The 14137-nt window shown below is 69.3% G+C and carries 13 protein-coding genes; all 13 read right to left on the reverse strand.

What is annotated here, in order from left to right:
- Nucleotide 1: 1 nt before the first annotated feature.
- The gene (gene pyrF, locus FK219_RS01705) at nucleotides 2-826 is read right to left on the reverse strand and encodes an orotidine-5'-phosphate decarboxylase (protein WP_152582875.1); all 825 of its coding nucleotides are present in this window, start codon (nucleotides 824-826) and stop codon (nucleotides 2-4) included.
- Complete coding sequence (gene carB / locus FK219_RS01710) at nucleotides 823-4119, reverse strand: carbamoyl-phosphate synthase large subunit (RefSeq protein ID WP_152582876.1); 3297 nt, start codon at nucleotides 4117-4119, stop codon at nucleotides 823-825. The genes pyrF and carB overlap by 4 nt, the downstream gene beginning before the upstream one ends.
- Nucleotides 4119-5264 carry a glutamine-hydrolyzing carbamoyl-phosphate synthase small subunit gene (carA, locus tag FK219_RS01715; RefSeq protein WP_152582877.1) on the reverse strand — a complete coding sequence of 382 codons (1146 nt, stop codon included), beginning with the start codon at nucleotides 5262-5264 and terminating at the stop codon, nucleotides 4119-4121. Before carA ends, carB begins: the two co-directional genes overlap by 1 nt.
- The gene (locus tag FK219_RS13560) at nucleotides 5261-5770 is read right to left on the reverse strand and encodes a PH-like domain-containing protein (RefSeq protein ID WP_235923670.1); all 510 of its coding nucleotides are present in this window, start codon (nucleotides 5768-5770) and stop codon (nucleotides 5261-5263) included. Before FK219_RS13560 ends, carA begins: the two co-directional genes overlap by 4 nt.
- A 1-nt stretch (nucleotide 5771) precedes the next feature.
- Nucleotides 5772-7094: a dihydroorotase gene (locus FK219_RS01725; protein ID WP_152582952.1), complete on the reverse strand. Its 1323-nt coding sequence runs from the start codon at nucleotides 7092-7094 to the stop codon at nucleotides 5772-5774.
- The gene (locus tag FK219_RS01730; RefSeq protein ID WP_152582878.1) at nucleotides 7088-8041 is read right to left on the reverse strand and encodes an aspartate carbamoyltransferase catalytic subunit; all 954 of its coding nucleotides are present in this window, start codon (nucleotides 8039-8041) and stop codon (nucleotides 7088-7090) included. Before FK219_RS01730 ends, FK219_RS01725 begins: the two co-directional genes overlap by 7 nt.
- On the reverse strand, nucleotides 8038-8568 hold the full coding sequence (gene pyrR, locus FK219_RS01735) for a bifunctional pyr operon transcriptional regulator/uracil phosphoribosyltransferase PyrR (protein ID WP_152582879.1): 531 nt from the start codon (nucleotides 8566-8568) through the stop codon (nucleotides 8038-8040). The genes FK219_RS01730 and pyrR overlap by 4 nt, the downstream gene beginning before the upstream one ends.
- Nucleotides 8569-8635: 67 nt before the next feature.
- Complete coding sequence (locus FK219_RS01740) at nucleotides 8636-9490, reverse strand: ABC transporter permease (protein WP_152582880.1); 855 nt, start codon at nucleotides 9488-9490, stop codon at nucleotides 8636-8638.
- A gap of 5 nt (nucleotides 9491-9495) precedes the next feature.
- The gene (locus FK219_RS01745) at nucleotides 9496-10539 is read right to left on the reverse strand and encodes an aliphatic sulfonate ABC transporter substrate-binding protein (RefSeq protein ID WP_152582881.1); all 1044 of its coding nucleotides are present in this window, start codon (nucleotides 10537-10539) and stop codon (nucleotides 9496-9498) included.
- A gap of 66 nt (nucleotides 10540-10605) precedes the next feature.
- Nucleotides 10606-11424, reverse strand: a complete 819-nt coding sequence (locus FK219_RS01750; protein WP_152582882.1) for an ABC transporter ATP-binding protein — start codon at nucleotides 11422-11424, stop codon at nucleotides 10606-10608.
- Between the two features lie 106 nt (nucleotides 11425-11530).
- Complete coding sequence (phnE, locus tag FK219_RS01755) at nucleotides 11531-12412, reverse strand: phosphonate ABC transporter, permease protein PhnE (protein ID WP_152582883.1); 882 nt, start codon at nucleotides 12410-12412, stop codon at nucleotides 11531-11533.
- Entirely contained in the window at nucleotides 12409-13215 is an 807-nt protein-coding gene (phnE, locus tag FK219_RS01760) for a phosphonate ABC transporter, permease protein PhnE (protein WP_152582884.1), read from the reverse strand. Before phnE (FK219_RS01760) ends, phnE (FK219_RS01755) begins: the two co-directional genes overlap by 4 nt.
- On the reverse strand, nucleotides 13212-14060 hold the full coding sequence (phnC, locus tag FK219_RS01765) for a phosphonate ABC transporter ATP-binding protein (RefSeq protein WP_152582885.1): 849 nt from the start codon (nucleotides 14058-14060) through the stop codon (nucleotides 13212-13214). Before phnC ends, phnE (FK219_RS01760) begins: the two co-directional genes overlap by 4 nt.
- Between the last annotated feature and the right edge of the window lie 77 nt (nucleotides 14061-14137).

Raw genomic sequence — 14137 nt, forward strand, 5'->3', positions numbered from 1 at the left:
GTCACGCCGCGAGCTCCTGCCGGTGCGCGTCGAGAGCGTCGGCCATGCCGTCCCGGCCCGCACCGAGCACGCTGCGCGAGACCGAGGCGACCACGGAGTCGGCGGCGAGGCCGAACAGGTCTCGCAGGGCTCCCAGCCGACCGCCCTGGAAGCCGAAGCCCGGAGCGAGCACGGGAGTGTGGGCGAGCAGAACCGGGTCGATGCCGGTGCGCGCGATCGGCTCCGTCGCGCCGATCACGACCCCGAGCATCCCCCAGCCGATGGTTCCCGCGTTCTTGACCGCGACATCCCTCGCGAGCTGACCGGCCACGGTGCGGCCCGTGCCCGAGATCGATTGCTGCACGTCACGCGCTTCGGGGTTCGAGGTCGCCGTCAGGACGAAAAGGCCGCGACCGTGCTCGCGCGCGAGGTCGATCGCGGGGGCCGCAGAATCGAGACCCTGATAGGCGACGATGGTCATCGCGTCTGCCGAGAGCGGAGAATCGGGGTCGAGCCACGCGGCACCGTACGCGGCCATCGTCGAGCCGATGTCGCCACGCTTGGCGTCGGCGATGACCAGGAGGCCCTGGGCCCGCGCATGACCGATGACCTCCTCGAGCACCGCGTATCCGGCCGCTCCGAAGCGCTCGTAGAAGGCGACCTGCGGCTTGACGACTCCCACACGACCCTGGGCGGCATCGACGGCGCTCAGCGCGAGCTCACGCGCACCCTCGGCAGAATCCGGCAGCCCCCACTGCGCGAGCAGCGATGCGTGCGGGTCGAGCCCCAGACACAGCCGCCCGTGCGTGTCGACCGCGACCCTCAGGCGCTCGCCGAACGATGTCACCGCTGCGCCCGCCTCGCGAGCGCGTAGTCCTGCAGGCTCGTGACCGATACGGGCTCCCCCGCGCTCTCGAGCGAGGCGACGGCAGCGCCGACCTGGGCGATCGTCGTGAAGAGCGGCTTGTCGGCAGCGACCGTCGCGGTGCGAATCTCGAAGCCGTCTGCCCGCGCCGTGCGCCCGCTCGGCGTGTTGATGACGATGTCGACCTCGCCGTCGTTGATGAGGTCGACGATCGAGCGCTCGGCGCCGGGCACGACCGCAGAACCTTCGAAGTACTTGCGCACGACGCGGGCCGGGATGCCGTAGCGAGCCAGCACTTCCGCAGTGCCCTCGGTCGCCCAGATCGTGAACCCGAGCTGCATGAGCCGCAGCACGGGCAGGATGACGCTGCGCTTGTCGCGATCGGCGACCGAGACGAACACGACGCCCGTGTCGGGCAGCCCTCCGTAGGCGGCATCCTGACTCTTGGCGAAGGCGCGGGGGAAGTCGCGGTCGATGCCCATCACCTCGCCCGTCGAGCGCATCTCGGGCCCGAGGACGGAGTCGACGATGCGACCCTCGCTCGTGCGGAACCGCTTGAACGGCAGCACGGCCTCCTTGACGGCCACGGGCGAGTCCATGGGCACGCGGGAGCCGTCCTGAGCGGGCAGCAGCCCGCTCTCGACGAGCTGCCGGATGCTCGATCCCGCCATAAGCAGCGATGCGGCCTTCGCGAGCGGAATGTCGAGGGCCTTCGACACGAAGGGCACCGTGCGCGAGGCACGAGGGTTCGCCTCGAGAACGTAGAGCACGCCCTGACCGATCGCGAACTGCACGTTGATGAGGCCCTGCACGCCGATGCCGTCGGCGATCCTGCGCGTGGCCTCGACGACCCGATCGATGACGTCGCGCCCGAGCGTGACGGGCGGCAGGGTGCACGCCGAATCGCCCGAGTGGATGCCCGCCTCCTCGATGTGCTCCATGATGCCGCCGACGTAGAGCTCGGCGCCGTCGTACAGGGCGTCCACATCGATCTCGACCGCATCGTCGAGGAAGCGGTCGACGAGGAGCGGCTGCGCGGGCCCGATGATCGCCTGATCCTGCACGCGCTCGAAGTAGTCGAGCAGCGAGGGGCTGTCGTAGACGATCTCCATGCCACGTCCGCCGAGCACGAAGCTCGGGCGCACGAGCACCGGGTAGCCGATCTCCTCGGCGACGACGACGGCCGAGGCCGCGTCGATCGCCGTGCCGTTGCGAGGCGCATGCAGCTCCGCCGCGTCGAGGATGCGCGAGAACGCGCCGCGCTCCTCCGCAAGATCGATCGCGTCAGGAGACGTGCCGAGGATGGGCACACCAGCGTCGGCGAGTCCGTGGGCGAGCCCCAGTGCGGTCTGCCCGCCGAGCTGCACGATGACGCCCACGAGCTCGCCGGACTGCGACTCGGCGTGGACGATCTCCAGCACGTCCTCGAGTGTGAGCGGCTCGAAGTACAGGCGATCGGAGGTGTCGTAGTCGGTCGAGACCGTCTCGGGGTTGCAGTTGATCATGATCGTCTCGAAGCCGGCGTCGCGCAGGGCGAAGCTCGCGTGCACGCAGCTGTAGTCGAACTCGATGCCCTGGCCGATGCGGTTCGGGCCCGAGCCGAGGATGATGACCTTGCGCGCCTCGCTCGGCACGACCTCGGTCTCACGGTCGTAGCTCGAGTAGTGGTACGGCGTCAGGGCAGGGAACTCGCCGCCGCACGTGTCGACCGTCTTGAAGACGGGGCGCACCCCGGTCGCGTGGCGCTGAGCGCGCACGGCCGACTCCGTCGTGCCGCGCAGCGAGGCGATCTGGGCATCGCTGAAGCCGTGGTCCTTCGCGTGGCGCAGCAGCTCGTCGGTGAGATCGGCCGCCTGCGTGATCTCGTCGGCGATCTCGTTGATGAGCACCATCTGGTCGAGGAACCACGGGTCGATGCCCGTCGAGTCGAAGGCCTGCTCGACGCTCGCGCCCGCGCGCAGCGCCTGCTGCACCGTCACGATGCGCCCGTCCGTGGGTCGCGCGGCGATCGCGAGCAGCTCTCCGGCATCGCCCGGCTCCCCGTCCCAGTGGAAGGAGCTCCCCCGCTTCTCGAGGCTGCGCAGCGCCTTCTGCAGGGCGGTCGTGTAGTTGCGGCCGATCGCCATGGCCTCGCCGACCGACTTCATGGTCGTGGTGAGAGTGGTGTCGGCGCCCGGGAACTTCTCGAAGGCGAAGCGCGGAACCTTCACCACGACGTAGTCGAGAGTCGGCTCGAAGCTCGCCGGCGTCACCTTGGTGATGTCGTTGGGAATCTCGTCGAGGCGATAGCCGATCGCGAGCTTCGCAGCGATCTTGGCGATCGGGAACCCCGTGGCCTTGGAGGCGAGGGCGCTCGATCGCGAGACGCGCGGGTTCATCTCGATGACGATGAGGCGCCCCGTGGCGGGGTCGACGGCGAACTGCACATTGCAGCCGCCCGTGTCGACGCCGACGTCGCGAATGATCTGCAGGCCGACATCGCGCATGTTCTGGTACTCGCGGTCCGTGAGAGTGAGCGCGGGCGCGACCGTGATCGAGTCTCCCGTGTGCACGCCGACGGGATCGACATTCTCGATGGAGCATACGACGACCGTGTTGTCGGCGTGGTCGCGCATGAGCTCGAGCTCGTACTCCTTCCAGCCCAGGATCGACTCCTCGAGCAGCACCTCGGTCGTGGGCGACTGGTGCAGCCCGTCGGCGACCATGCGCTCGAGCTCCGCCCGCGTGTAGGCGAAGCCCGACCCGAGACCGCCCATCGTGAACGAGGGCCGGATGACGAGCGGGTATCCGAGATCCTCCGCGAAGTCCACGGCCTCCGCGACCGTGCGGGCGATGTGGCTGCGCGCGACATCGGCTCCCGCCGCGAGCACGAGGTCCTTGAAGAGCTGGCGGTCCTCCGCCTTGTGAATCGCCTCGAAGGAGGCCCCGATGAGCTCGACGTCGTACTTCTCGAGGATGCCCTGCTCGTGCAGCGCGATGGCCGCGTTGAGCGCCGTCTGGCCGCCGAGCGTCGGGAGCACGGCATCCGGGCGCTCCTTGGCGATGATCGCCTCGATGACCTCCGCGTTGATCGGCTCGACGTAGGTCGCGTCGGCGAAGTCGGGGTCGGTCATGATCGTCGCCGGGTTCGAGTTGACGAGGATCACGCGGATCCCCTCCTCGCGCAGCACGCGGCACGCCTGTGTGCCGGAGTAGTCGAACTCGCACGCCTGCCCGATGACGATGGGGCCGGAGCCGATGACGAGAACGCTGCTGATGTCGTCGCGCTTGGGCATTACTGGGAGTCCTTAGGGGTCTGCGCGGCGATGACCATCGCGCGGAAGCGGTCGAACAGGTAGGTGGAGTCGTGCGGGCCGGCAGCGGCCTCCGGGTGGTACTGCACCGAGAAGGCGGGGATGTCCAGGGCCCGCAATCCCTCGACGACGTCGTCGTTCAGGCCGATGTGGCTGACCTCGACGCGCCCGAAGCCCGCGGGGCTCTCCACCGCTCCCTCGCGCGGCGCGTCGACAGCGAAGCCGTGGTTGTGCGCCGTGATCTCGATGCGGCCGGACTCGCGGTCCAGCACGGGCTGGTTGATGCCGCGGTGGCCGAACGGGAGCTTGTAGGTGCCGAAGCCGAGAGCGCGACCGAGGAGCTGGTTGCCGAAGCAGATGCCGAAGAACGGCAGGCCCGCACGCAGAACGCCCTGCAGCAGCTCCACGTGGGCCTCGCTCGCCGCCGGGTCGCCTGGCCCGTTCGAGTAGAAGACGGCCACGGGGTCGAGCGCGAGCAGTTCGTCGAGCGTCGTCGACTGCGGCAGGACGTGCACCTCGAAGCCGCGCGCCGCGAGCTGTCGCAACGTCGACTCCTTCACCCCGAGGTCGAGCACGGCGAGTCGGCCGACCGTCTCCCCCTCGGCAGCCACGACGGTCGCGGTCGCGACCGAGACCTCGCTCGACAGGTTGCGACCGAGCATGCCGGCCGACTCCTGCACGAGGGCGAGCTGCGCCGCAGGGTCGAGGTCGGCGTCGTCGCCCGAGAAGATGCCAGCGCGCATGACGCCGGCGTCCCTCAGACGGCGGGTGACCGCGCGGGTGTCGATGCCGCTGATGCCGACGACGCCGTGCGCAACGAGGTCGTCGTCGAGACTGCGGGTCGCACGATAGTTGGAGACGACGCGCGAGGGATCGCGCACGATGAAGCCGTCGACCCAGATGCGGCGGGACTCGACGTCCTCATCGTTCATGCCCGTGTTGCCGATGTGCGGCGCGGTCATGACGACGAGCTGCCCGGCGTAGCTCGGATCGGTCAGGGTCTCCTGGTAGCCGCTCATGCCGGTGGCGAAGACCGCCTCGCCGAACGTGCGGCCTCGGGCACCGTAGGCGCGGCCCTCGTAGCGGGTTCCGTCCTCCAGGACGAGGACGGCGGTCGTGGTAGTCACGTGGGGCTTCCTTCGGGGGTCGCAGGGGTCAGTACGGTCGTCGTCGCGGCGAGCATGGCGTCGGTGTTCTCGGGACTCAGGCGCAGATAGCTGTCCAGGGGCACGGCGTCGAGCACCCAGTCCAGCACGATGAGGCCGCCGGGCTCGACCACGCGGTCGATCGCCCACGTCGCGCGGCCCGCACCCCGCACCGACTCTCGCGGAATGAACACCGGGTCGCTCCCGCGCAGGGAGAGGACGATGCCCTCGGGATGCACGGCGATGGCGCAGCGCGCGCGGAAACCGAGGCCGTGCACGGTGATGCGGTCGAGACGGTCGCCGCCGCGCGTCGTCGCGACGTAGAGCCCGTCACCGCGCCAGAGCGCCTCGCGCAGGGCGGCCGGAGGGGCATCCGGCCGGGGCATCCCTGCCTGCGAGCGCACGCGGCGACGCCAGCCCAGGAGCATGAGCGCGAGCAGCAGCACGAGCACCGCGGCGACGATCATGGCGGGGAGAAGCCTCTCCATGTCAGTCACCTTCCTTCGTGCCGAGCTCGGCAGCATCGACGACCTCGCCGTCGGACACCGTGAGCGCACCAGCGTGGATGGTCGCCATGACCCGGCCCGGCAGCACGCGCCCCGCGAAGGGCGTGTTGCTGCTGCGCCCCCGCAGGTCGCTGGTCGACCAGGTGCGGGCCGCGGTCGGGTCGACGAGAGTGACGTGCGCGGGAGCCCCGATCGCGAGGGGGGCGTCGTAGCCGTCGAGCCGTCCGATGCTCGCGGGAGCCTCGGAGAGCACGCGGGCGATATCAGCCCAGTCGAGCATCCCCGACTCGATCATCGTGTGCTGCACGACGCTCAGTGCCGATTCGAGCCCGACCATGCCGAACGCCGCCTCGGCCCACGCGCACTCCTTCGCCTCGCTCGGGTGCGGAGCGTGATCGGTCGCAACGATATCGATCGTGCCGTCGGCGAGGGCGGCCCGCAGGGCGTGCACGTCCTCGTCGCGACGCAGCGGCGGGTTGACCTTGAAGCGCGCGTCGTAGCCGCGCGCGAGCTCTTCGGTGAGCAGCAGATGATGCGGGGTGACCTCGGCGGTCACGCTGATGCCTCGCGCCTTCGCCCAGCGGACGATGTCGACGGACCCGGCGGTCGAGACATGGCAGATGTGCAGGCGGGCACCGACGTGCTCGGCGAGCAGGACATCCCTCGCGATGATGGCCTCTTCGGCGACTGCCGGCCAGCCGGCGAGGCCGAGCTCCCCGGAGAGAGCCCCCTCATTCATCTGCGCACCCTCCGTCAGACGCGGCTCCTGCGCATGCTGGGCGATGACGCCTCCGAAGGTCGCGACGTACTCGAGCGCCCTGCGCATGAGCAGGGGGTCGGCGACGCACAGGCCGTCGTCGCTGAACACCCGCACGGCCGCGCGCGACCGGGCCATGGCTCCGATCTCGGCGAGCCGCTCCCCCGCGAGTCCGACCGTCACGGCCCCGATGGGGCGAACGGTCGCGTAGCCGTGCTCGTCGCCGAGCCGCGCGACCTGCTCGACGACTCCCGCGGTGTCGGCCACGGGCGAGGTGTTCGCCATCGCGTGGACGGCTGTGAAGCCGCCGGCCGCCGCCGCACGCGTTCCGGTCAGGACGGTCTCGCTCGCCTCGAACCCGGGCTCGCGCAAGTGCGTGTGCAGGTCGACGAGGCCTGGAAGCGCCACGAGGCCGTCGGCGTCGATCACGGTCTCCCCGCGCTCCGGTGTGAGAGAGCCCCGGGAGGCGATCTCACCATCGCGGATGCGGAGATCCTCCCGGCCGCCGCCCAGCATGGCGGCGGCGCGCACGAGAATGCTGGTCACGATTCCTCCTGCGATTCTCCGGCCACGAGCAGGTACAGCACGGCCATGCGGACGAAGACCCCGTTCGACACCTGGTCGAGCACGGTCGACGCGGGCGAGTCGGCGGCGACTGACGAGATCTCGAGCCCCCGGTTCATCGGCCCGGGATGCATGACCATCGTATCGGGGCCGAGCCTGGTCGCCCGCTCGGCGGTGAGGCCCCACTCGCGCGCGTACTCCCGCTCTGAGGGGAAGTAGGCGTCGTGCATGCGCTCGCTCTGGATGCGCAGCATCATGACGGCGTCCGGGCCGGTGTCGAGCGCGTCGTCGAGGCTCTCGTGCACGGTCACGGGCCACGTCGAGATGCCGCTCGGCAGCAGGGTGCGCGGCGCGACGAGGTGCACGTGCGCGCCGAGCGCCGTGAGCAGCCAGACATTGGAGCGAGCGACGCGCGAGTGGAGGATGTCGCCCACGATGACGATGCGCAGCCCGGCGAGGTCGCGCCCGCGCGCGTCATCGCCGAAGCGCCGGGATCGGATCGTGTAGGCGTCGAGGAGCGCCTGGGTGGGATGCTCGTGCGTGCCGTCGCCCGCGTTGACGATCGTCGCGTCGATCCAGCCGGCGTGGGCGAGAAGCTCAGCGGCGCCGGAGACACCGTGGCGCACCACAATCGCATCGGCTCCCATTGCCTCGAGCGTTTGAGCGGTGTCCTTGAGGCTCTCGCCCTTCGACACACTCGAGCCTTTCGCGCTGAAGGTGATGACATCGGCGCTCAGGCGCTTGGCGGCGGATTCGAAGGAGAGGCGCGTGCGGGTCGAATCCTCGAAGAAGAGATTGACGACGGTCTTGCCGCGCAGGGTCGGCAGCTTGCGCACGGCGCGATCCGCGGTGCGAGACATCTCCTCCGCAATATCGAGGATGCGCACCGCCGTATCGCGGTCGAGGTCACGCGTGCTGAGCAGGTGCTTCACGGCTCGATCACAACCTCGTCCACGCCGTCGAACTCGTCGAGATGCACAGAGACGCGCTCGCTCGTCGACGACGGCAGGTTCTTGCCGACGAAGTCGGCGCGAATGGGCAACTCGCGGTGTCCCCGGTCGACGAGCACGGCCAAGCGCACAGCGCGCGGCCGTCCGTGATCGGCGAGCGCGTCGAGTGCGGCACGAATGGTGCGGCCCGAATAGAGCACGTCGTCGACGAGCACGACGATCGCGTCGTCGATGCCCTCGGTGGGAATGCGCGTGGGTGCAGGGGTTCGCGTGGGTGTGCGCGCGAGGTCGTCGCGATAGAGAGTGATGTCGAGGGCGCCGTGACTCGAGGTGCCGGGCTCGATCTCGTCGACGATGCTCTGCAGGCGGGCCGCGAGCGCGACACCCCGAGTCGGGATGCCGAGGAAGACGAGTCGCCCCTCGCCGCGCCGGGACTCCAGCACTTCGTGGGCGATGCGGCGCAGAGCGCGCGTGATGTCAGGGCCGTGCAGCACGGGACGTGCGACCACCGTGACCTCCTTCCCCGCCTCACGGGACGGTTCTTAAAGGACGTCGAACGGTGTCAGTCTAGCGCGGCTACCCCCACCGCTTGAGCAGGGCGCGCTCGCCGATACCGATGAGCGCGTCGGTCGTCTTGCCGATCACACCGAGTGCGAGGATCGCGAGGAAGAGCCGGTCGTAGCGCAAGTTCCCCTGCGACTCGATCAGCAGGAAGCCCAGGCCCATCGTCGAGCCGACGAGCTCGGCGGCGACGAGGAAGAGCCATGCCTGCGCAAGCGCGAGCCGCAGTCCCGAGATGATCGCGGGGATCACGGCGGGAAGCTGCACGGTCAAGAGCAAGCGCGATCGCGTATAGCCGTACGCGCGCCCCATCTCGACGAGATGCGGGTCCACGTGCCGGAGGGCGCCCGCGACCGTCGTGTACACCGGGAACAGTGCGCCGATGGCCACGAGGGTCACCTTCGAGTCCTCCCCGAACCCCAAGTACAAGATGAGGAGCGGTACCCACGCAAGCGAGGGAACGGCTCTGACCGCTCCCACCGTCGGCGCGAGCACGCCATCGGCAAATCGGGAGAGGCCGACGATCGCGCCGATAACGAGCCCCGCGGCGGCGCCGATCGCGAAGCCGAGGAGGACTCGCTGGACGGAGATCGTAATGTGCATTCCGAGCAGCCCGCGCTCCCACAGGTCGATCCCCGCCACGATGACGGCGTCGGGGCTGGGGAGCTTGTGCGCCGGCACCCAGTCGAAGGCCGTAGCGGCGTACCAGAGGGCGATGAGCAGAATCGGCAGGGCCCCACCCAGGGCGATGCGCGTGGCGGAGCGGCGTCGGCCCGCCCTCGCCTCGCGCTGGCGGGGTCCATCGTCGAGAGGCGCGGCGAGCGCGCCGCGGTCAGCGGCGCGCTCGCTCGGGACGATCGAGGTGGACATCGCCGCTACTGGCCGACGCGGCTCGGGTCGGCGTTGTCGGCAAAGCGGGGCTCGAAGAGTGACGCGAGCGCCTCGTCCACGAGGTCCTGGCTGGCGATATCGCCGTTGGCGACCTGGATGGGGCCGACCGCCTCGAGGACCGTACGCTGCGCGTCGCCGGGTGCCGGGTCGAGATCGATCGTCGTGCGCTCGAGCAGCACGACCTCCGCGATGGCGAGCTCGATGCCCGAGACCTCGGCGAGGAGCGCTGCCGTCTCATCAGGGTTGTCGAGCGCCCACTGGCGAGCACGCTCATAGGCGTCAACGACGAGCTGGGCGAGGTCCGGGCTCTGCTCGAGGAATTCCTCGGTCGCGTTGAGGAAGCCGTAGGTGTTGAAGTCCACGTTGCGGTAGACGAGGCGCGTGTCGTTGTCGGCCTCCGTCGTCGCCATCATCGGGTCCAGCCCCGACCATGCGTCCACGCTGCCATTGACGAGCGCAGCGCCCCCGTCCGCATGCTGGAGGTTCTGGATCTCCACCTCATTCGGGTCGATTCCTGCCTCGTCGAGCGCCTGGAGGAGGAAGAAGTACGGGTCCGTGCCGATGGTCACGGCGACGGTCGCGCCCCGCAGATCCTCGACGGAATCGATATCGGAGTCGGCCTGCACGACGAGCGCGCTCCACTCGGGCTGCGTGTAGATGTCGATCGTCTTGATCGGCGAGCCGTTCGCACGGGCGAGCAACGCGGCGGAGCCGGCTGTCGACCCGACGTCCAGAGCTCCCGCAAGCAGGCCCTCGTTCGCCTTGTTGGAGCCGAGCGACTGGGTCCAGGTGACCTCAACGTCGTCCCCGACCGCGTCCTCGATCCAGCCCTGCTCGCGGATGATGAGGCTCAGCGGGTTGTAGGTCGCGAAGTCGAGGGAGAGCGTGTCGGCGGACCACGCGCCCGAGGCGGTGGCCTCGTCATCGCCCGTGAGGTTGGAGCCTTCGCCGGCGACGCAGCCGGCCATGGCCATCGCTGTCGCGGCAAGGGTCGCGGTGAGCACGGTCAGTGAGCGGCGGGATTTCATGATGGCCTTTCGAAGGTGGGTGAAGCGGTTGTGAGGGGTGGAGCGGCTGGCGAGAACGGGGTAGTTCTAGTGGTGCGAATGGTGGCTGGGAACGCCGAGCCCGTCGAGCAGCTCGGCCCGCAGCTCACCGAGTTCCGCGTCCGCGCGGTCACGCGGCCTGCTGCCGGGGACGCTGATAACGCGACGGATGGTGGCTCCAGGCAGATCCGGCTCCGAGCCGAGGAGGACCACGCGGTCCGCAAGGATGAGCGCCTCATCGACGTCATGGGTCACGAAAACGATGGTTGTCGGCTCGGCGGCGTGGATGTCGACAAGGAGATCCTGCATGGAGAGGCGCGTGAGCGCGTCGAGGGCGCCGAAGGGCTCGTCGAGCAACAGCACGCCCGGGCCACGTGCAAGGGCTCGAGCGAGCGACACGCGCTGAGCCATGCCACCCGAGATCTCTCGGGGGCGCTGGTCTCGCGCGTGTGAGAGGTGAACGAGCTCGAGCAGTTCAGCGACCCGCTCCGCGCCGCGCGCGCGGTCGAGGCCGCGTGCCAGACCGAGCTGCACGTTTCGCGCTGCCGTGCGCCACGGCAGGAGCCGGGGCTCCTGGAACGCCATGGCGCAGCGCTGATCGGCAGGGGCAATCGAGCGATCGTCGATGGTGATCGAGCCAGCAGTCGGTGTGTCGAGCCCGCTGATCTGGCGAAGCAGAGTCGACTTGCCGCACCCCGAGGGGCCAATGAGCGCCACGATCTCACCCGCGGTGACGTCGAGATCGACATCTCGCAGTACCGTCGTCGGGAGCTCCTTGCGCCCCGAGCCAAAGCTGCGTCCGACACCGCGCAACGAGACCGGCAGAGCCGGGCTCTCGAGCGTGGTCGTGCGCTGACTGAGTGACATGCCGCAACCGTACGAGGTGCTCGCGCCCCACCCCAAACGGCGACGACACAGTCCGACACGGAGTGCAACAGAACGTCACACAGCGTCGGCGCGAGTCTCGGTACCCCTAGACGAGCGCCTTCGCGCCCGCGACGGGCACTCCCGAGATCACACGGTGCCGCACTGCTCCGGAGATCTGGTCGACGATCACGGTCACGACGATGATGACGGTGAGCGTGATGCCGATGCGCTCCCAATCGCGCCGCTCGAAGACCTGAGCGAGCAAGGAGCCCACTCCCCCCGCGCCGAGGATGCCGAGGATCGCGCTCGCGCGGATGTTGATCTCGAAGCGGTAGAGCCAGAAGGCGATGACCTCGGGCAGGATCTGCGGTGTGACGGCCCAGCGCAGTGTCTGCAATGTACCGGCGCCCGTCGACCTCGTCGCCTCCCCCGGCCCCGTCGGCACGGCCTCGATCGCCTCGCTCGTGAGCTTGCCGAGCGTACCGATCGAGCCGACACCGATTGCCAGGGCTCCCGCGAGGGGGCCGAGACCGAAGATCGGCAGCATGATGGCGATCGCGAAGACGAGCTCCGGCACCGCACGGATGATGTTGAGGATCTGGCGGGTGACGATGACGACCCCGCGGGGCGAGACGTTCGAGGCGGCGAGGAACCCGATCGGGAACGAGAAGATCGCCCCGATGACCGTGCCGATCCACGCGATCTGCAACGACTCGAACATGAGCAGGATCGCGTCGGTCCAGTACTGGCTGTATGGCTCACTGAACGGGTTCTGCACGACACCCTGCACCACGAGCCCGCCGTAGTTGAGCGAGAGAGCGGGAGCCTCGAGCAGCCGGGCCCAGTTTGCGTCCACGAGGACGAGGCACACGATGACGAGCGCGAGCACTCCGAGCTGGGTGAGGGTGTAGCGCAGGCGGCTCGGGGCGCTGGGGCGGGGCGGCGCGCCGCGCCGGGCGCGGGCGGCGGGACTGATCGGGGCGCTCATGTGAGCCTCCGTCGGAGCGATTGCGAGAGGAGGTCGATGGCGAACACGACGACGATGAGCAACACGACGATCGCGGAGACGTTGGAGTAGTTGAACCGTGCGAACTCCACGCTGATCGACGAGCCGATTCCCCCGCCGCCCACGATGCCGATGACAACAGAGGCGCGGATGTTGAGCTCGAAGACGTACAAGCAGTACGACAGGTAGTTGGGCAGAATCATCGGCACGACGGCGAACCGGGCCCGCTGCAGCGCAGAGGCACCGGTCGCGTCGGCGGCTTCGAGGGGCCCGCGGTCGACGGCATCGATCGTCTCAGAGGTGAGCTTCGCGATGATGCCGATGTTGAACATGATGAGCGCGAGGATGCCGGCAAGCGAGCCTGCGCCCACGAGCGCGAAGAACAGCAGCCCGTAGCCGACATCGGGCAGCGAGCGCACGACGGATAGGAAGAGCTTCGCGGCGCGGTAGAGCACGGGGTTCGCCGTCGTCACGCGCGAGGCGAGCAGAGACATTCCGAGGCCGACGGCGCACCCGACGAGCGTCGCGATCACCGCGATCGAGAGGGTCTCGATGAACGGGCCGATCGTGCGGCCGATATACGACCAATTGGGGGCGAGGAACTCCTGGATGATGAACCAGCCGCGGCCCAGGTCGGTCCACAATGGCCGCAGATCGAACTCGATCCCGATGCCCGCCCAGATCGTGATGGCCACGACCGCCGCGAGACCGATGTACGTGCCGAGACGCGGTCGTGGCCGGGGCGGGCGCGCGGTCGACGTACGAGAAGGCGTGGCGGTCGTCACGCGGGAGTCGCCTTGCGTGACTCCTCGGCATCGAGTTCTGCCGCGGCCTGAGCCTGCAGGGCGTCCTCTTCTGCCTGCTCCTCCTCCGAGAGGACATCGTCGGCGGTGAGCGACCTGCCGTAGATCTGCTCGAACACCGCATCGTCAGCCTCGGCGGGCGGGCCGTCGAAGACCACCGTACCCTCGCGCATGCCGATGATGCGGTCGGCGTAGCGCCGGGCGAGGTCGAGGAAGTGCAGGTTGACGATCGTCGTGATGCCGAGCTCGTCGTTGATGCGCTCGAGGTCGCGCATGACCATGTGCGCCGTCGGCGGATCGAGGGAGGCGACGGGCTCGTCGGCGAGGATCACCGTCGGGTCCTGCGCGAGAACGCGGGCGATGGCGACGCGCTGCTGCTGGCCCCCGGAGAGCTGGGATGCCCGCACGTACGCCTTCTCGACGATGCCGACGCGCTCGAGCGCTTCGAAGGCCTTCTCCTTGTCGGCGGGCCGGAAGAACCCGAAGAGCGAGAGCAGGAGGGGCGTGGCGTGCAGGCGACCCACGAGCACGTTCTGCAGCACGGAGATGCGCCCGACCAGGTTGAACGACTGGAAGATCATGCCGATGCGCGAGCGGAGCCGTCGCAGCTGCGCGGGCTTCGCCCCGTCGACGTGCACGTCGTCGACGAGCAGCTCGCCGCTGGTCACGGGCACGAGCCCGTTGATGGAGCGCACGAGGGTCGACTTGCCGGCGCCGGAGAGGCCAACGACGACGACGAACTCTCCTGGCTCGATGTCGAGCGTCACACTGTCGAGACCGACGGTGCCGGTCGGATAGGTGACGGTGACGTCACGGAACGAGATCACGGAACTGCTTTCGTCGAAGCTGGTGAGGCGCAAGCGGAGGCACGAGGGGGCCGAGGCGCAGCCCCGACCCCCTCGAC

The organism is Microcella pacifica (assembly GCF_009371975.2).
In the GTDB taxonomy this organism is placed as follows: Bacteria; Actinomycetota; Actinomycetes; order Actinomycetales; family Microbacteriaceae; genus Microcella; species Microcella pacifica.

Bases quoted from the DNA above. Each gene is read 5' to 3' on its own strand.
- phnE (WP_152582883.1), bottom strand. From the start codon at position 12,412: ATGAGCGCCCCGATCAGTCCCGCCGCCCGCGCCCGGCGCGGCGCGCCG.
- carB (WP_152582876.1), bottom strand. From the start codon at position 4,119: ATGCCCAAGCGCGACGACATCAGCAGCGTTCTCGTCATCGGCTCCGGC.
- FK219_RS01740 (WP_152582880.1), bottom strand. From the start codon at position 9,490: ATGTCCACCTCGATCGTCCCGAGCGAGCGCGCCGCTGACCGCGGCGCG.
- FK219_RS01750 (WP_152582882.1), bottom strand. From the start codon at position 11,424: ATGTCACTCAGTCAGCGCACGACCACGCTCGAGAGCCCGGCTCTGCCG.
- FK219_RS13560 (WP_235923670.1), bottom strand. From the start codon at position 5,770: ATGGAGAGGCTTCTCCCCGCCATGATCGTCGCCGCGGTGCTCGTGCTG.
- FK219_RS01745 (WP_152582881.1), bottom strand. From the start codon at position 10,539: ATGAAATCCCGCCGCTCACTGACCGTGCTCACCGCGACCCTTGCCGCG.